This is a genomic window from Pseudomonas sp. SJZ077, assembly GCF_007993905.1.
In the GTDB taxonomy this organism is placed as follows: Bacteria; Pseudomonadota; Gammaproteobacteria; order Pseudomonadales; family Pseudomonadaceae; genus Aquipseudomonas; species Aquipseudomonas mandelii.
The window spans coordinates 50,931-69,449 of the sequence record NZ_VIUJ01000012.1; the positions used below are offsets into that span (position 1 = coordinate 50,931).

The 18,519-nt window shown below is 61.7% G+C and carries 12 protein-coding genes; 4 read left to right on the forward strand and 8 right to left on the reverse strand.

What is annotated here, in order from left to right; genetic code table 11:
- Positions 1–115 precede the first annotated feature (115 nt).
- On the forward strand, positions 116–1,072 hold the full coding sequence (locus FBY01_RS18500) for an alpha/beta hydrolase (protein WP_145308900.1): 957 nt from the start codon (positions 116–118) through the stop codon (positions 1,070–1,072).
- A gap of 257 nt (positions 1,073–1,329) precedes the next feature.
- On the opposite strand, the gene FBY01_RS18505 is transcribed toward FBY01_RS18500, so the two are convergent.
- The 5 genes from FBY01_RS18505 to pvdM all read right to left on the reverse strand — a co-directional run bounded on the left by FBY01_RS18505 (position 1,330) and on the right by pvdM (position 9,552).
- The gene (locus tag FBY01_RS18505) at positions 1,330–3,795 is read right to left on the reverse strand and encodes a TonB-dependent siderophore receptor (RefSeq protein WP_145308902.1); all 2,466 of its coding nucleotides are present in this window, start codon (positions 3,793–3,795) and stop codon (positions 1,330–1,332) included.
- A gap of 260 nt (positions 3,796–4,055) precedes the next feature.
- Positions 4,056–5,705: a cyclic peptide export ABC transporter gene (locus FBY01_RS18515; RefSeq protein ID WP_083374651.1), complete on the reverse strand. Its 1,650-nt coding sequence runs from the start codon at positions 5,703–5,705 to the stop codon at positions 4,056–4,058.
- A gap of 234 nt (positions 5,706–5,939) precedes the next feature.
- A complete protein-coding gene (locus tag FBY01_RS18520) occupies positions 5,940–6,818 on the reverse strand; it encodes a formylglycine-generating enzyme family protein (protein WP_145308907.1) in 879 nt (292 codons plus the stop codon).
- A gap of 73 nt (positions 6,819–6,891) precedes the next feature.
- Positions 6,892–8,172 carry an aminotransferase class V-fold PLP-dependent enzyme gene (locus FBY01_RS18525; protein ID WP_145308909.1) on the reverse strand — a complete coding sequence of 427 codons (1,281 nt, stop codon included), beginning with the start codon at positions 8,170–8,172 and terminating at the stop codon, positions 6,892–6,894.
- A 30-nt stretch (positions 8,173–8,202) separates the two neighbouring features.
- Positions 8,203–9,552, reverse strand: coding sequence for a pyoverdine-tailoring dipeptidase-like protein PvdM (gene pvdM, locus FBY01_RS18530; protein WP_145308911.1), 1,350 nt, complete (start codon positions 9,550–9,552; stop codon positions 8,203–8,205).
- Between the two features lie 242 nt (positions 9,553–9,794).
- Between pvdM and FBY01_RS18535 the strand changes: the two genes are divergently transcribed.
- Positions 9,795–11,423, forward strand: coding sequence for a PvdJ/PvdD/PvdP-like protein (locus tag FBY01_RS18535; RefSeq protein WP_083374647.1), 1,629 nt, complete (start codon positions 9,795–9,797; stop codon positions 11,421–11,423).
- Between the two features lie 113 nt (positions 11,424–11,536).
- Here FBY01_RS18535 and FBY01_RS18540 read toward each other — a convergent pair whose 3' ends face one another.
- The 3 genes from FBY01_RS18540 to FBY01_RS18550 are packed head-to-tail and all read right to left on the reverse strand — an operon-like array spanning position 11,537 to position 16,085.
- Entirely contained in the window at positions 11,537–12,931 is a 1,395-nt protein-coding gene (locus tag FBY01_RS18540) for an efflux transporter outer membrane subunit (protein WP_145308913.1), read from the reverse strand.
- 7 nt (positions 12,932–12,938) lie between these two features.
- A complete protein-coding gene (locus FBY01_RS18545; protein ID WP_145308915.1) occupies positions 12,939–14,912 on the reverse strand; it encodes a MacB family efflux pump subunit in 1,974 nt (657 codons plus the stop codon).
- Complete coding sequence (locus tag FBY01_RS18550; RefSeq protein ID WP_010458456.1) at positions 14,913–16,085, reverse strand: efflux RND transporter periplasmic adaptor subunit; 1,173 nt, start codon at positions 16,083–16,085, stop codon at positions 14,913–14,915. It abuts the gene before it with no gap.
- Positions 16,086–16,406: 321 nt separating this feature from the next.
- On the opposite strand from FBY01_RS18550, the gene FBY01_RS18555 reads away from it, so the two are divergent.
- A complete protein-coding gene (locus FBY01_RS18555; RefSeq protein WP_042932216.1) occupies positions 16,407–16,889 on the forward strand; it encodes a sigma-70 family RNA polymerase sigma factor in 483 nt (160 codons plus the stop codon).
- A gap of 122 nt (positions 16,890–17,011) precedes the next feature.
- Positions 17,012–18,349, forward strand: coding sequence for a lysine N(6)-hydroxylase/L-ornithine N(5)-oxygenase family protein (locus FBY01_RS18560; RefSeq protein WP_010458465.1), 1,338 nt, complete (start codon positions 17,012–17,014; stop codon positions 18,347–18,349).
- Positions 18,350–18,519 lie beyond the last annotated feature (170 nt).

Sequence of the window (18,519 nt, forward strand, 5' to 3'; positions counted from 1 at the left end):
GAGCGAGTCTTGCCCGCGAAGGCGATCTCAAGGACGCCTTCGCGGGCAAGCCTCGCTCCTACAGATCACGGCTTTTCTCGCATTTTTTTACTTGTTTATTTAAAGGATTCGTCCCATGGCCGTGTTGCCAGAACTTGAAGCATTTCTCGAACTCGCCGAGTTCGGCCGGATGACCGGTAAAAGTCGCGCGATGCATGAACAATCGCCGCAACAGGCACGGATCGATTTTGAAGCCTCCTCGGGGTTTCTCGATGTGCCGCTGGACAGCGTGGCCTGCGAGGACTTCACCATTGCCGCGCGGGATGGCCACAGTCTGTCGGCAAGGGTGTATCGCGATGGGCAAGCGGTCGACGGCTTGCAGCCGGTGTTGCTGTATTTTCATGGCGGCGGCTATGTGGTCGGCAGCCTCGATTCCCATGATGCGCTGTGCCGGCGACTGGCCTCGCAAGGCGGGTTTGCGTTGTTGACCGTGGATTACCGACTGGCGCCACAATGGCGTTTCCCGACGCCGGTGCAGGACGCTTGCGATGCGGGCAACTGGCTGGTGCGCGAGGGCGCTGCGCGTGGGCTGGATGCGAACCGGGTGGCGCTGGTCGGTGACAGCGTGGGCGCGACATTGGCCACGGTGTTGTCGATCATGGCAGTGCGTGAACCAGAGGAACTGGCGTTGAAACCCAAGGCCCAGGTGTTGCTGTATCCGGTGACGGATGCGACGACGAAACGCGCCTCGCACCGGGATTTTGCCGAGGGCTATTTGCTGGAGACGCCGACGCTGGACTGGTTCTACGCGCATTACGGGCGCACGCCGGATGACCTGGCGGATTGGCGTTGCTCGCCGTTGCTGGCGGCGGATTTATCAGGCTTGGCACCGGCGCTGGTGTACTTGGCCGGGCACGATCCGCTGCATGATGAAGGGCTGGCGTATGCCGAGCGGTTGCGTGCGGCGGGGAATGAAGTGACATTGCTGGAACAGCCGGGGATGACCCATGACTTCATGCGCATGGCCGGGTTGCTGGGGGAAGTGGAAGGGATTCACTCGGAAGTGGCGGGGTGGGTGCGTTCGCGGATCTGAATTGCCATGAAAAAAACCGCCATGCCTGGATCAGGGGTGGCGGCTTTTTTTGTGTCCGGTTCAGGGGATTTCTGGTGGGCGACAATTGCCTTCGCGGGCAAGCCTCGCTCCTACAGGTTGGCACCATGCCACAACTCGACGCAAACCTGTAGGAGCGAGGCTTGCCCGCGAAGGCGGACTCCCATTCACCACAAAATCCCTGGCCAAAAAAATGCCCGCATCTGACGACACGGGCATTTTTCATTTCAGCTCACGACTCAGAAATCATACTTCGCGGTGACCTGCACGTTACGCGGCTCGCCGTAGAACGTGGTGTCGAAGTTGCCCAGGCCCGTCAGGTAGTTCTTGTCGAAGACGTTGTTGGCATTGACGGTGAAGCTCAGGTGGTCGTCGTACTGGTAACGGGTCATCAGGTCCACGAGGGTGTAGCCACCTTGCTTGATCTGGGTGTAGTCGCCCGCGCTGGCGCTGTAGATCTTGCCGTAGAACGCGCTCTGCCAGCTCACGCCGCCACCGACGGTGAACTGGTTCATCACGCCCGGCAGTCGATAGGTGGTGAAGGTACGCACAACGTGTTCAGGGCGCGTGGTGGACAGCGGGTAGCCGAAGATCCGTTGCTCGTCCTGGTCACGGGTCCGGGCGTAGGTGTAGCCCGCGGACAGGTTCCAGCCCTCGGCCAGTTCACCGGCCAGTTCCAGTTCCACACCCTTGGTGGTCGCGCCGTCGATGGCTTTGTAGATACCTTCGTTGGTGACCGGGTTGGTGCCGATCGATTCAGCGACGTTGTCCTGTTCGATGCGGAAGAAGGCCAGGCTGGCGTTCAGTTTGCCTTCGAAGTAGGCCGCTTTCAGACCGGTCTCGTAGGCGTTGCCTTCAACCGGCTGCAGGGTCGAGCCGTTGGCGTCCTTGTAGATTTGCGGCTGGTAGATATTGGTGTAGCTGGCGTACGCGGAGTACGTGTCGTTGAGGTCGTAAACCACACCGGCATACGGGGTGACGACGCCGTGTTCCTTGTAGCTGGCGTGGGTGTCGGTCTGGTTGGCGCCCGGGTTGTAGTTGTAGTCTTCGTTGTACTTGAAGGTGCTCAGGCGGGTGCCGAGGATGAACGACAGGTCATCGGTCGGGCGCAGGCGCGTGGCCAGGTAAACGCCGTTCTGGCTCTGGGTACGTTCGTATTTGCCGTTCTTCGGGAATTCCTGTTTCGGCAGTTCGCCGTTCCAGTCATAGATGCTGCCTGGTACTTGGCCGGACGCACTGGTGTCATAAGTCGAACCGGTCTGGCGCGAGTGGGACGCCATGACACCGGCGACCAGTTCGTGCTCGCGACCGCCCAGGCTGAAGGGGCCGGAGACGTTCACGTCAGCGGTGTTCTGAACGCGATGACCTTCCCAGCGACCCCAGTAAAGGAACATGCCTTCACCGGTGGCGCGGTCCGGGTTGCCGCCGCTGGCCGAGGCCAGTTGGGTGTCGTGATCGGTGGTTTTCTGGTCCAGGCTGACTTTGAGTTTCCAGTCATTGGCCAGCGCTTGCTCCAGCGATGCGAAGTAGGTAGTGCTGTCGAAATCACGACGGCTCCAGTCGGCAGCCGGGTTGAAGTGACGCGGGAACTCGGTACGACCGCCATCGGCGAAGTACGTCGGGTTGCCGGTCCACGACGAACCGCGCGGGGTGGCGCTGGATTTGTCGATGCCGAAGGTCAGCAGGGTGTCGTCGGTAAGGTCGGCTTCGAGTACGCCGTAAAACAGGTCTTTCTTCTGGCTGTAGTGATCCAGGTAGGAGTTGGCGTCCTGGTATGTGGTGACGAAGCGACCGCGGACGTTGCCGGAATCAGTCAGCGAACCGGAAATATCACCTTCAGCACGGTACTTGTCCCAGCGGCCGGCGGTGGCGCTGACCGAGGCCTTGAATTCCTTGGTCGGCTTCTTGCGGATCAGGTTGACCGTGGCGGACGGATCGCCGGTGCCGGTCATCAGGCCGGTAGCGCCTTTGATGACTTCGATGTGGTCGAGGCTGGCCGAGTCGTCGCTGTTGTTCGGGTTTTCACCGTAGACACCGTCGTAGATGGTGTTGACGCCATCGTACTGGAAGTTGGTGATGGCCTGGCCACGGGCGGAAAATTCGGTACGGTCACTGTCGTACTTCTGCGACGTGATGCCGGGGGTGTTGCGCAAGGCGTCGGCAACGCTGGTGACGCCGCGATCGTCCATCTGCTGGCGGGTGACCACGGTTACCGATTGCGGTGTTTCGCGAAGGGTCAGCGGCAGCTTGGTCGCGGTGGTGGTGGCGCCAGTGGTGTAGGAGCCGGTGTCTTCAGTGGTCAGGCCCAGGGCCTGGCCGGAAATCGTGGTCGCGCCCAGTTGCAGGCCCGAACCGCCGCCGGAGACCAGCGTGACGCTGTTGCCGTTGATCTGGAACGAAATGCCGGTGCCTTTGAGCAGGGCGCTCAGGGCTTCGGACGGCTCCAGCGAACCTGACACTGCACGGGACTTGATACCCGCCACCTGATCCGGGCTGTAGAGGATCTGCAGGTTGGTCTGCATGCCCAGCTCGGTCAGCGCGTTGGAAAGCGGCTGGACGGCAATGTTCACTTTTACAGGTGCAGCATTGGCCATCGAGCTCCCCAGCAAGGTGGCGGTCAGCAGCACGCTGGTAAACAGGGTGCGATGCAATGTCGGGCGCTGTACGGCCAGCGCGAGAGGTGTGCGGCGTGGTAGAGGTCGCATTACTTACCTGAGCTCCTGAAAAGTGAGGTGCAGAGTTTTTGTTAATAAGAATGATTATTAGACGCGGCGCGAAGCAAAAACCGGAAAGAAAGACGTCAATTAATTTTCAGAAAGAAGAAACCGTGGCGAGGGGTTCGCCCAAATGTCGGCCAGTTAAGAGAAACAACGGTGGGAGCGAGCCTGCTCGCGATGGGGGTATTTCATTCACCATTGAAGGTGACTGATCCACCGCTATCGCGAGCAGGCTCGCTCCCGCAGGGTCAGGCCGGTGCCAGCTCGGTGACGACCCGGCCGCTCTCCATGCGCACCAACTGGTCGGCCACGTCGAAGTAACGGTCATCGTGGGAGATCACGATGATGGTTTTGCCCAGGCGCTTGAGGTCCGGCAGCAGCTCGGTGTAGAAAATCCGGCGGAAGGTCGGGTCCTGGTCGGCCGCCCATTCATCGAACACCAGTACCGGGCGTTCTTCGAGCCAGGCATTGACCAGCGCCAGGCGCTTGCGCTGGCCGGTGGAAAGGTCGGTGGTGGTGAAATTGCCGTCCTTGACGCTGACCTTGTGCGCGATTTCCAGGCGTTGCAGGTATTTGTTGGCGTCTTCGGGGATGTGCGTGTCGCCCTGGACCACGTCATCGAACAGGTAATAATCAGCGAAGATCGTGGTGAACAACTGGCGATAGTCATCACGATTTTGCGCATCAATCGCCTCGCCGTTGACCCGGATCTCGCCCTGTTGCGGCGTGTACAAACCCAGCAGTAACTTGATCAGCGTGGTCTTGCCGCAACCGTTCTCACCGACAATAAACGTGATGTCGCCTTGCTTGATCGTCAGGTTGACCGGGCCCAACTGGAAGGGTGCAGCGCCTTCGACAGCCGGAAAGGCGAAACGCACATCGGCCAGTTTCAGTTCGTGCACGGCTTGCTTGACGTTGCCCTGATCGCTGAGCAGCAAGTGCGGCTCAGGGGTGGAAAACTGCTCGGACAACTCGGCGATCCGGCGGAAGGCGATCTGCGCACGGCTGACAATCGGCAACGTGCTGATCAAATGCTCCAGCGGGCCTTTCATATACAACAGCACCAGCACGAAGCCGCTCATCACGGTCTTGTCGGCGCTTGGCCAGAAGGATTGCAGCGCCAGCACCAGGCCGATGACCACGAAGAACAGCATCGAGCCGAAGGTCTTGGCGATCACGAAGGTGTTGACCGAGCGCACCTGGGTCTTGCAGATGAAATCGGCTGTCGCCTTGATCCCCGACACGAACATGCGTTGGCGACGCGGACGGTGGATTCGTAGTTCCTTGGCGCCATCGGCAATCGCGTTGTAGTGCTTTTGCAGCTCGTCTTCAGCGTCACGGGCGGCCATGAAACCCTGCACACCCTTGCTCTGGGCATAAGCCTGGATCGCGGTGCCGATCAGGATCGCGGCGACCATGATCAGGAACATCGGCCACGACAGGATGGCCAGGTAACCCATGCAACCGAGGGTCACGGTGAGGGAAATCGCCAGGGGGGCGAAGGCGAAGGCGAAGTCGCTGATGGTATCGACGTCGTGGGTCAGGACCGGAATCAAGCGGTGGCTGCGATAGCGTTCGATCTGCTCGATGGGGGCCGACAGGACTTTTTCACCGAGCTGTTTGCGCAGCCTGGCAATGATGTGCTGGCCGACGTAGTTGGTGCCGATGTCCGAGCAGATCGAGCTCAACAGCGCCAGCAGGCACAGGCCGGCAAACAAGGCGACTACGCCTTGGGTCAGGCCGGTGTCCGAATGCAGGGCGTTGTTGATGGTCGCCAGCAGTACCGTGACACTCAAGCCGCCGACCATGCCCAGGAAAATGGACGCGGCGACGATGAGTCGAAACGGTTTCAACAGGGCGAACAACTCGCCGATGGCGCCACGGGGAGGCTGGGTCATGGAAGACAGTTCCTTGGGTATAAAGGCAGATACCCAGTAGAACGTCTGATCGAGGGGTTAATTTACAGGGTCGCCGACTGGCGGCGTTCGCCGGGCATAGCGAAAATACCTGACACCACACTAAACCTTGTGGGAGCGAGCCTGCTCGCGAAAGCGGTGAGTCAGCTGACATCAATGTCGACTGTTAAACAGCCTTCGCGAGCAGGCTCGCTCCCACAGGATCGGGATTATGGTTTAGAGATCACGCACGATACGGAAACCTATCCAGTCGCCACGCTCTTGCGGGTACTGGCTGTTGCGGTTGCCGGAGCGGGAGAACACTGGCGCTTCACCCCAGTCGTTGCCGCGAATGCGCACCGCTTCGCAGTTGGGTTCTACCCAGGCACTGCCATCGGTGGGCGCGCCGACGTAGTTGGGGTGTTCGCAGTCTTCGACCCATTCGTAGACATTGCCGTGCATGTCGTACAGGCCGAACGCATTCGGTGCATAGCTGCCGACCGGCGAGCTGTAGCTGTAACCGTCCGCCGGGCCGTAGGTGTTGGCGTGTTGGCTGATGCTGTATTCCTTGCCTTCATCGAACGGGAAGGGGAACGGACCCTTGGTGCCGCCGCGCGCGGCGTATTCGCGTTGAGCTTCGCTGACCATGTGGTACTTCTGCCCGGTCTTCTTCGAGAGCCAGGTGATGTAGTTCTTCACGTCATCGAAATTCATGCACACCGCCGGCTGACGCGGGCCTTGCGGGTAACGCGGTTTGCTGGCGACGCACTCGCGACCCGGTCGGGTATCCCCATTGGCGATGGTCACGCCACTCTCGCGCACGTAGCTGTCCCATTCACCGGCGGTGACCTGGAAGCGGCTCATGGCGAAGGGTTTGGCGAAGGTCACCTCGTGCATCGGGCTTTCGTCGGGCTCGCGACCGACTTCATCGTCCGGCGTACCCATGGTGAACGTACCGGCGGGCAGCACGACCATTTCCGGGCAATCGCGGCAGTCCTTGAATACTTTGCCGGGTTGCGGGGTGGTGGCCGCCTGGGCGGTGGTTGGCAGCAGACCGGCGAGGAGGGCGGACAAGGCGAGGGCCTTGAGAGGCACGGTTAATAGATCTCGGTTCATTTGTCGTCTCGATTCAAAGAAAACTGGCGTCTCTGTGGCGAGGGAGCAAGCTCCCTCGCCACAAGGGGCCGCATCAGACGGTTTTGCTCAGCAAGGCCATGACGCGGTCGATATGGTTTTCGGTGTTGAGCAGGCCGGGCGCGATTCGGATCACCGGGCCGACGTCGCGGTCCACCGAGTCGCAAACCACGCGGTTTTTCATCAACTGGACTGCGATTTTTTCGCAGTCGCGGTCCTTGACCCGGAAGAAGGTGAACCCGGCCGACAGGTCCGGGCTCCTGGGCGTGACCAATTCAATCTGCGGGTGTTCCAACAGCCGGTTTTTCGCATAGGTATTGAGGGCGTGAATGCGCGCCTGGACCTCGGCCTTGCCCAGTTCCAGGTGCAGCTTGAACGCCTCGTCCAGGGCCCAGCGATGTTCGAAGCTGTGATAACCGCCGGGGGTCATGATGGTCGAGAACGTGGTCGCTTCGGAGAAGGTCGGAATCGTCGGCGTCACATCCTTGAGCTCGGCTGAACGGGCGCAGATGATCCCGGTGCCGCGCGGGCCGAACATCCATTTGTGGGTGCCAGCGATGAAAAAGTCGCAGTGCATGTCTGGGAAGTCGAGCTCTTCGACGCCGAAACCGTGCACGCCATCGACCACATACAGGATGCGGTCCTTTTCCTCACGATTGCGATTGCGTTCCGCCACCAGCTTGCCGATCTCACCAATCGGCAGCTTCACGCCGCTGCCGGACTGCACCCAGGTCATTCCCAGCACGCGGGTCTCAGGGCGAATGCCTTTGGCAATCGAACCCAGCACCTCATCCGCCGACACGGTTTGGCTGTTCTCGAACAGCTTGAGCTTGCGCACCTTGACCCCGTCCTTTTGCTGGCGATAGCCCAGAGCGTAATTGGTGGCGTAGTGTTCGTGCTCGCTGGTGAGGATTTCCTGATCCGGGCGCACATGGATGCCGCCGTAGATCAGCGACAGACCTTCTGTGGTGCTGCCGGTCAGTGCGATTTGCTCAGGCTTGGCCTTGAGGTAACGACCGGCCCAGACGCGCACCGCGTGCTCGCGTTTTTCGGTTTCGCCCAGGTCCCAATCCATTGCCAGCCCCGGGTTGCGGTCGAGGTTGGCGCGGTGGCGTTCAATCGCCTCACGCACCGGACGTGGGTGGGACGTCACCAGGAAATTGGCGAAGTGCAGGTAGTCCGGATCCTGGTCGAACAATGAACGCAATTGCGTCCATTTGTCCTTGGACAGCGGCGGTGGATTGGCAGCCAGTGCCGGCAGATTCACGGCAGCACTCAGGGGCAGGCCAGCCGCGAGAATACCGGCCTGCTTGAGAAATGAACGGCGGTTAGTCATGAGCTCGGTTCGCTTTTGCAAAAGAGGACATCAGTTTTTTGCCACCGGTCTGGACGACTTCTGCACCTGGTCCCAGACCCGCAGGAAATTCCCGCCCCAAAGCTTGGCGATATCGGCCTCGCTGTAGCCGCGACTGATCAGCTCGGCCGTCACGTTGCGAGTTTCGCTGACATCCTTCCAGCCCTCCAGACCGCCGCCGTCGTTGAAATCGGAACTGATGCCGACGTGGTCGATACCGATTTTTTTCACCGCGTAATCAATCGCGTCGCCGTAGTCCTTGAGGGTGGCTTTCGGTTCTTCGTCGACGATGGCGTAGAGCTGGCTGGCGTACTCGCCGAAACGTTGTTCGGACCAGACGGTGATCACCGGGTCGCCCGGCATCAGCGCCATCTCCAGGCCTTGCAGCGGTTGCAGGTCGAAGCGTGCGCGCAGGGCGTTGAGTTTGTCTTGGGTGGCCTGGCTCAGCGGACGGATGTAGGTCGGGAAGCCGACAATCTGCACCACGCCGCCGCTGTTCTTGATCAGCTGCATTTCCTGGTCGCTGAGGTTGCGCGGGATGTCCACCAGGGCGCGCGGTGCCGAGTGCGAGGCGACCATCGGCGTGCGGGTCAACTGGGCGACTTGCTCCAGGGCTTTGGTCGACATCTGCGACACGTCGATGATCACGCCCAGATCGTTGAGACGATGCACCGCTTGTTTGCCGATCTCCGACAGGCCCCCAAGGGCGTCGCGCGAATCATTGAAGAACGGCAGCGGTCGGGACGAATCCGCCCAGGCGTTGTTACCCACGTAACTGAAACCGAACATGCGCATGCCACGAGCGGCCCAGGTGTCCAGCGCGGTCAGGTCGTTGCCCAGCGGGTAGGCGTTGAGCATGCTCATGAAGATCGCGAACTTGCCTTCGCCGTGCAGGCGACGGAAATCGTCCGGGGTGTAGGCAATGGCAACCTGGTTGGGGAAGTCGCGAACCATCGTGCTGATGATTTTGTAGCGGGTTTCCTGCTCGAACCGGGCTTCGTCGACGAAGCCGGCGGTGGGGCGATGCGGGGCGTTGGCGCCGTTCCAGATTTCCGGCCAGCCGAAAATCGTCAGGGCCGCGCCGGACAAGCGACCGCGGCCGGTCTTGACCAGGTCGAATTGCCCGGTGCCGTCCTTGTCCGCTTCATTGCCGGCGGTGCCGAAGTCCAGCGGTACGGTGACGTGGCTGTCGAACGAGAGGATGCGCTCTTGCAACTCATCGGCCTGTTTCATCACCTTGGCCGGGTAGCCTGGATTGTCCTTGAACCAGTAATCCCAGGCCGCATAGCCTGCCCCGGCACTGATCGCCAGGGCCAGCGGCAGGCCGATGTAGAGAGCCTTTTTCGAACGTGGTTTTGTCATTGCCATCTCAGTCAGGTTCGTCGCCCCGGTGCGGGCGCAGGGGCCTTTGCTATCTGGGAAGAACGAGTGGCCCGGTTGGAAATTTAGTGGGACTGAAGGCCTCTTCGCGGGCAAGCCTCGCTCCTACGGGTTAATGCCGGACCTGTAGGAGCGAGGCTCGCCCGCGAAGCTTTTAAATTTTTGCAGGCAACAAACGTTCTAGCTTGGATAAAGCCTGCTTCATGGCTGACACAGGTAGGGCAATGACGATTTCTCGACGATGGTTCATGGCAGGCCTGGCGCTCACCGGCGCCGCCGTGCCTGCGGCTTTTTATGGGCATCGCGAATGGACGAAACCGGATCCGACGATCACCCCCGGCGAAGCTTCATTCGATGTGGCGGATGTCGCCGGCCAGCAGTTGGCGAACACCTTGCGTGGCGTCTGGCAGATTCGTTTCGAAGGGCGTGACGCCGGTATCGAAGGCTTGCCACGGGACGGGCTGGAAGTGTTTCTCGACGTCGGCCACAAAGGTCGCGGCCTGATCGGATTCCTCGACACCGCCCAGCGTTTACGCTCCAGCGATGAGCCGCGCTACCGGGTGCTGGGCGATCTGGCAGACGCCAAACCGGCCGAGCTGAGCTGGCGGCTGGTCAGTGCCACCGCCGCCAGCGGCACGCCAGATTACGAATTCAGCATGTCGCTGGACGAAGTCTGGGCCGGTTTCGGCAACGCCGGCAGCGGCACCCTCAGTGGCCGGGTGTTGAACCTCGATCGCCCGTTGATGATGACCGCGCAAGACAATCGCTTCATCGCGGTCAAGCGGGTGTTTCCCGAAGCTCGCGAGCGAACCGGTCTCAACGCGCCGCTGCTGGCGTGGCTGGTGTCCGCCGAACATCGGCTGTTTCACCAGCTCTGGCATGCCTCCCGGGACAAGTGGCACACCCTCTCCGAAGACAAGCGCAACGCCCTGCGCGGTATCGGCTGGCAGCCCGGCCCGCGGGACAAGGAGCGTGATGCCCGTGGCGCGCGAAAGGATCGCAACGGTTCGGGCGTGGACTTTTTCTTCATGCATCGGCACATGCTGGGCACGGCGCGTTCGATGCAGGATTTGCCGTCATGGCAGCATTTTCCACTGCCGCAGCCGGAACTGGCCCGGGATCGCATCGGTTTCGCCAATTACTGCGACAACCATGACGGCACCGCGTTGCCACCGACCTGGCAGGCCGACGACGATGCCGAATATTCGCAATGGGTCAGCGACATCAAGACGGCCGAGACGTATCACAGCAACTTCCAGGTCTGGGAGTCACGCTATCGGGATCCGCGTTATCTGTCGAAACTCACCCTTGGGCAGTTTGGTTCAGAGGTCGAGCTGGGGCTGCACGACTGGCTGCACATGCGCTGGGCGTCGGTGCCGCGAGATCCGTCCAATGGCCAGCCGGTGCCGTTCGCGAGGGATCCGGCGGACTTTTCCGCGCGCTGGTATGCGCCGGAAAACGACTTCCTCGGCGACCCGTTTTCATCCCACGTGAACCCGGTGTTCTGGCATTTTCACGGCTGGATCGACGATCGCCTGGAAGACTGGTTTCGCGCCCACGAGCGTTTTCATCCGGGGGAGGTGAGTCGGCTGGAGGTCAACGGTGTGGCGTGGTTTGCGCCGGGGCGCTGGGTCGAGGTGGCTGATCCGTGGCTGGGGCCGAGCACCCATGGTTGCAGCACGACGCCGGGGTTGCAGATGGGCAAGTCGGTCGAGATGGACCCGGAAACCATGAAACTGGCGTTGCGCATCACCTTTGGTGAAGACGATAAAAAGCTGGCGGACCTGTTCCGCAAAGTGCCGCAGCGGCCTTGGTATGCGCGGCATTTGAAGGCCAGGCCGATTACCAGCTAAACCGATAGACCGGGTTATCGTTCTTCGCGGGCAAGCCTCGCTCCTACAAGGGCATCATATGTACCTGTAGGAGCGAGGCTTGCCCGCGAAGAGGCCCTCACTGGCAACTCAAATCACAGAACCTGCCACCCGCCACCCAACGCCTTGTACAGCGCAATACTGGCCTGCAACCGCGACAACCGCAGCTGCACATTCAGATCCTGCGCCGCATACAGCGTGCGCTGGGTCTCCAGCACGGTCAGCAAATCCTCGGCTCCGGCCTGATAACGGCTTTGCGCGAAATTGAAGGCGGTCTGCGCCTGGCTCAGTTCTTCGCTTTGCCACTGTCGCTGTGTATCCAGCCCGCGAATGCTGTTGAGGGCTTTTTCCACGTCGGCGAAACCGTTGATGATCGCCCCGCGATAGGTTTCCAGCAGTTCTTCCTGGCGGGCCGTGGCTTTGTCGCGCTCGGCGCCCAAGCGACCATTGTTGAAGATCGGCGCAAGCAATCCGGCGGTGAGGTTGTAGAAAGGACTGCGCAGAATATCTGCCGCCCGGTTCGCCCCCGACCCCAGTTCGGCACTCAACGTCACCTTCGGCAGCATCGCCGCGCGGGCGACGGTGACGTCGGCTTGTGCGGCGGCCAGTTGCGCTTCGGCGCGGGCGATGTCCGGGCGGCGGGTGAGCAGTTCGCTGGGGGCGCCGGCCGCGATGGTCGGCCATGACAGCTGATCAAAGCGCTCCTGACCCAGCGCCAGTTGCTGAACCGGCCGGCCGAGCAGGGCGGCCAGACCGATCAGCGCGTCTTGAGCCTGTTGCTGCACCAGCGGCAACTGCCGTTGTTGCGCGGCCACCAGGCTCTTCTGCTGCGCCAGCTCAAGTGCCGTTGCGGACCCTGAATCGAATCGCGTCTGCACCAGTTTCAATACGTTCTGCGCGTTGGCCAGGTTCAGCTCGGCGATGCGGCTTTGCTCGCGCAGCGACAAGGCCTGCGCGTAGGTGTTGGCGACGCCGCTGAGCAGCGTCAATTCCACGGTGGCCTGATCAAACTCGCTGGCCTGCAAAGCGAATTGCGCGCTGTCACGGGAGGCCCGTTGACCGCCCCAGAAATCGATTTCGTAAGTGGCGCTGAGGCTGGCGTTGAAGTAATCGACGGCCTTGTTTTCGCTGTCGGCGTCGAGCTGGCTGTAACCGTTGCCGCGCAGCAGTTTTTGCCGATTGGCGTTGAGGCCAGCCTTGACCTCCGGCAGCAGCGAGCCACCGGCAACCACCGTCTCGGCCTGCGCCTGGCGCACCCGCGCGATGGCCGCGGCCAGGTCGTAACTGCCGACCCGCGCCTGTTCGATCAGTTGATCCAGCTGCGGGCTGCCAAACTGCTTCCACCATTGCAGGTGGTTGCGGGTGGCGTCTTGCGTGTGCGGCGATTGCCAGGCGTCGGGCGGCTGGAGGCCGCTGTCCGGGCGCTGGGCGGGCGTGCCGCAGGCGCCGAGCAACAGGCAGAGGGTCAGTAAACTCAGTTGCGGCTTCATGGAGAGATCATTCACTGGTAAGGGCCGTGACCGGGTCGAGTCGGGCAGCTTTGCGGGCCGGCATGAAGCCGAAGACAACACCGGTGACCAGGGCGCAGGCGAAGGCGCCGAGCACCGCTATCAAAGAGAACGCGACCGCGACTTCGCTGAGAATCAGCACGCCGCCGACGATCAGCGCCAGGGCAATCCCGGCGAGACCGCCGACCACCGAAAGCATCACCGCTTCCGTCAGGAACTGGCGCAGGATGTCGCGCTGACGGGCGCCGGTGGCCATGCGGATACCGATCTCCCGCGTGCGCTCGCGCACGGTCATCAGCATGATGTTCATCACCCCGATGCCGCCGACCAGCAGCGAGATGGCGGCAATCGAGCCCAGCATCAGTGACAAGGTGTTTTGCGTGCGCGCTTCGGCCTGGATCATCGCGGCGTTGTTGGTCAGTTCGAAATCCTTCTTGCCGTTGTGCAGGCGCAGCATCAATTGCTCGATGGCGATTTCGGTCTCCTTGACCTTGCGTGCGTCGGCAGCGGCGATAGCCACGTATTCGGGATTATGCGTGCCGAACAGCCGCACACTGGCGGCGGAGTAGGGGATGGCGATGCGGTCGTCGCTGTCGGAGTCGCCGGAGCTGGCGCCTTTTTCGGCGAGCACGCCGACCACCTGGAACGGCACGTTTTCGATCAGGATGTACTGGCCGATCGGGTTGGCCACGTCCTTGAGCAACTTGGTCCGCACCTTGTGGCCAATCACTGCCACTGCGGCGGCGTTACGTTCATCGTCCTGGGTGAAATAGCTGCCTTGCACCACCGGCCAGTTGAAGATGGCCGGGAAATTGGTGTCGTTGCCGCCGACGTAGCTCAAGTGGTCGAGGTTGCCGAAACGCACCCCGGCCTCCTGGCCGTTGACCGGCATGATCCGCGTCACCTGCGGCAGGCTTCCCACCGCCGCGACGTCATCGAGGGTGACGATGCCTCGCGGTGTTCGCGGGTTGGGTGATGAGCCACCTAAATAAATGATGTTGGAGCCGAAGGCGCCCATTTGCGCCATGACCTGGCGTTTGCTGCCTTCGCCGACGGCCAGCATGACCACCACCGACGCCACGCCGATGATGATGCCGAGCAGCGTCAGCGCGGTGCGAAAGCGGTTGATCCACATCACCCGCCACGCCGCTTGTACGGCGTCGATCAGTTCGCCTTTCCAGGCCCCGGTCGCTTCGGCGCCTTCGGTCAGGCGCTTGCGCAGATCCACCGCTTGCAGCGCACCGGGGTTGGCCGAGGTTTGTGCTTGAGGGTTGTCCACCGCGCTGTCGCTGATGATCAGCCCGTCGCGGATTTCGATGATGCGCTTGGCCCGGGCCGCGACTTCGCGGTCGTGGGTGATGAGGATGACCACGTGGCCCTGGCTCGCCAGTTCGTCGAGCAGGGTCATGACCTCGGCGCCGCTGTGGCTGTCGAGGGCGCCGGTGGGTTCGTCGGCGAGGATGATGTGGCCGCCGTTCATCAAGGCGCGGGCAATCGACACCCGTTGTTGCTGGCCGCCGGAGAGCTGGTGCGGGCGGTTGCCGGTGCGCGACGCCAGACCCAGGCGGTCGAGCAGGGCGGCGGCGCGGGCATGGCGTTCGGCGGCGGGCAGGCCTGCGTAGATGGCTGGCATCTCGACGTTTTCCTGGGCCGAGCCGGACGGGATCAGGTGATAACCCTGGAACACAAAGCCAAAGGCTTCGCGGCGCAGCCAGGCCAGCTCGTCGCTGTCGAGGGCGGCGACGTTTTGCCCGGCGAAACGGTATTCGCCCGAGGTCGGGCGGTCGAGGCAACCGAGGATGTTCATCAGCGTCGATTTGCCGGAGCCGGACGCGCCGACAATCGCCACGAATTCCCCGGCGTGAATCGACAGGTCGATGCCGCGCAACACGTGAACTTGCGGTGAATCGCCGCCGCCGTAGGCTTTGCGGATGTCCTGCAGGTCGATCAGAGGCGTCTGCATTCAGCCGCCACTCCCGTCGGCCGTGCCGATCAGCAGGTGATCGCCTTCCTGCAAACCGTCGAGGATCTGCACCCGCAGACGATCGCTGATGCCGGTGCGCACGTCGCGCTGCTGGATACTGCCGTTTTCAGCGACGACCTGGGCAATTTGCCTATTCGCTTCAGTGCCGGCCTGCAGCGCCGCGACCGGCGCGGTCAGGGTGTTTTTTGCCTGATCCGAAACGAAGAACACCTGGGTGGTCATTTCCGCCATCAGCGCGTTGTCGGCGTTATCGACGTCCAGCAACACCGTATACAGCACCACGCGCGCGCTGCCGCTTTTGCTCGAACTGGCCGGGCTGCCGCCGCCCTGGCTAGTCTGGTCCAGTGGCTTGGGCGGCACCGGCAGAATCTGCCGCACGGTGCTGCTCCAACGCCGGTTGCCGCTGCTGAGGGTGGTGAACCAGGCGGTCATGCCGGGTTTGACGTGGCCGATGTCGGCTTCCGAAACTTCGGCCCACACCGTCATGGGCGACAACTTGGCGATGCGCAGAATCAACGGTGTTTGCTGCTGGGCGTTGAGGGTCTGGCCGACCCGGGCGTCGAGGGCGACCACGGTGCCGGCCATCGGTGCGTAAATCCGCGTGTAACCGAGTTCGGCCTGATCGCTGCGCAGGCTGGCCTGGGCCTGACGGATCTGCGCCTGGAACATGTCGATGCGCGCCTGGGTGGCACGCAGTTCGGCCTGGGCGGTTTGCACGTCTTCCTCGCGGGTCGCGCCGCCGGCCTTGAGGTTCTGCTGGCGCTGGAATTTCTGCCGGGCCAGTTCATGCTGGGCTCGTTGTTCCTGGAGCTGCGCCTTGAGGTTCTCGATGGAGAACCGGCCGGCGTCGAGCTTGGCCTGCTGGGTGGACGGATCGATCTCCACCAGCAGCTGGCCTTCCTTGACCACGTCGCCGACCTCCACATGAATCTTCTGGATCTGCCCGGACGCCTGCGCACCCACGTCGACATAACGCCGGGGCTGCAGGGTGCCCAACGCGGTGACGCTGCTTTCAATGTCGCCACGACTGACTTGCACGGTGGCGAATTTATCCCGGCCCGGTGGGATCACTTGCCAGGCGGCGATGGCGATAACGGGGATCAGACAAAGTGCTACAAGCAGGGCGCGTCGGGTCTGTCGGGGACGTTTCATGCAGGGTTCCGGCCAATGGGTATCGGCCCGTCGTTCATCCTGCGCACGAAAAGCGGCGGCAGGCGAACGCTGTCGGGGAGCCGACAGACACGGGGAGCTGTCCTGTAAACGAGGAATGTCGCGGGGAATTTAGTTGCAGACACATACCGTTACAGGTGTAGCGCATGACTATTTATCAGGTAAGTCAAAGCAACACTTTAAATCTATATGAGAATTACTATAAATTACGCGACTCGAACTGCCACCATCTTGCCACTGCCCATTTGTGCGGTCGCGGAAGTGGCTCAAGGATAGAAACCGCACCCTGTGCGGCCGGGAGTCATGTTGGAAAACTACTATCGCGAGCTGGTGTGTTTCCTGAACGCCAGGCTAGGCAACCGTCAGGTGGCCGAAGATGTGGTGCATGACGCTTATCTGCGGGTGCTGGAGCGTTCCAGTGACACACCGATCGAGCAGCCCCGGGCCTTCCTTTATCGCACCGCGCTGAACCTGGTGATCGACGATCATCGCCGCAACGCCTTGCGCCAGGTTGAATCGCTGGACGTGCTCGACAACGAAGAGCGCTACTTCACCCCGTCCCCGCACAACTGCCTCGATCATGGCCAGCGCCTGGAAATGCTCCAGCGTGCCCTGGCGGAATTGCCGCGGCTGTGTCGCGAAAGTTTTCTGCTGCGCAAGATCGACGGCCTGTCGCACCCGGAAATTGCAGAGCACCTCGGTATCTCGCGCGCGCTGGTGGAGAAGCACATCGTCAATGCCATGAAGCATTGCCGCGTGCGGATGCGACAGTGGGACGCCCATTGATCCCTTCTCTCTAAATTTTTTTTCATTGTCCTCGTTCCTACTCAACAGACGACCTGCTGTCCTGCATCAGGTCACTTAGGCTTATTCCCCTTGTTGAGGGGTTCATCCAGAGGACACTGGAAATGACACAGGCAATTGCATCGCCCATCGTTCACGACCTGATCGGCGTCGGTTTCGGCCCTTCGAACCTGGCGCTGGCCATCGCTCTGCAAGAGCGCGGGCCGAGCCAGGGCGAGCTGGATGTTCTGTTTCTCGACAAGCAGGCGGACTATCGCTGGCACGGCAACACCCTGGTGACCCAGAGCGAGTTGCAGATCTCCTTCCTCAAGGACCTGGTGACCCTGCGCAACCCGACCAGCCCGTATTCGTTCGTTAACTACCTTAAGCATCACGGGCGTCTGGTGGACTTCATCAACCTCGGCACCTTCTACCCGTGCCGCATGGAGTACAACGACTACCTGCGCTGGGTCGCCGGCCAGTTTGAAGCCCAGAGCCGCTATGGCGAAGAAGTGCTGACCATCGAGCCGGTGCTGCACAACCAGCAGGTCGAGGCGCTGCGGGTGATCTCTCGCGATACCCAAGGGCAGCAACACGTGCGCACCGCCCGTTCGGTGGTGGTCAGTGCCGGCGGTACGCCGCGCATTCCCGAAGCGTTCAAGGCGCTCAAGGATGACGGCCGCGTGTTCCACCACTCGCAGTACCTGGCGCAGATGGCCAAACAGCCTTGCGTGAACAATCAGCCGATGAGCATCGCAATCATCGGCGGCGGCCAGAGCGCGGCGGAAGCCTTCATCGATTTGAACGACAGCTTCCCGTCGGTGCAGGTCGACATGATCCTGCGTGGCTCGGCGCTGAAGCCGGCGGATGACAGCCCGTTCGTCAACGAAGTGTTCTCGCCGGAGTTCACCGACCTGGTGTTCCAGCAGGCGAGCAGCGAGCGTGAGCGTCTGGTCAACGAGTACCACAACACCAACTATTCGGTGGTGGACATTGACCTGATCGAACGCATCTACGGCATCTTCTATCGCCAGAAAGTCTCGGGTATCGCGCGTCACACCTTCCGTACGCTGACCACCATCGAAAAAGCCACCGCCACCGAGCGCGGCATCGAGCTGGCGGTGCGCAACAATGCCACCGGTGAAGTCTCGGTTCGTCTGTACGATGCCGTGGTATTGGCCACCGGTTACGAGCGCCAGATGCACCGCAAACTGCTGGCGCCGCTGGAGCAATACCTGGGTGATTTCGAGGTGGATCGCAACTACAAGCTGATCACCGACGAGCGCTGCAAGGCCGGCATCTATATGCAGGGCTTCTGCCAGGCGAGCCACGGTTTGAGCGACACGCTGTTGTCGATCCTGCCGATACGCGCGGATGAGATTGCCGGTTCGTTGTATGACCATGGCAAGCACCGTGGGCATAGCCGGTCGGTGGTGGATTTGTTGTTGGCCACTGCCAGCTAAATCTTCTGTGTCTGTTGACCCGTCATCGCGAGCAGGCTCGCTCCCACAATGGACCTGTGTTTGCGGGCCTGTTGCGGGAGCGAGCCTGCTCGCGATGGGCCCTGAAGAACACCACAAATACTGAAAGCTGAACCCTTCCTGAAGAACCCCGCAATTCCCCCACCCGCCGC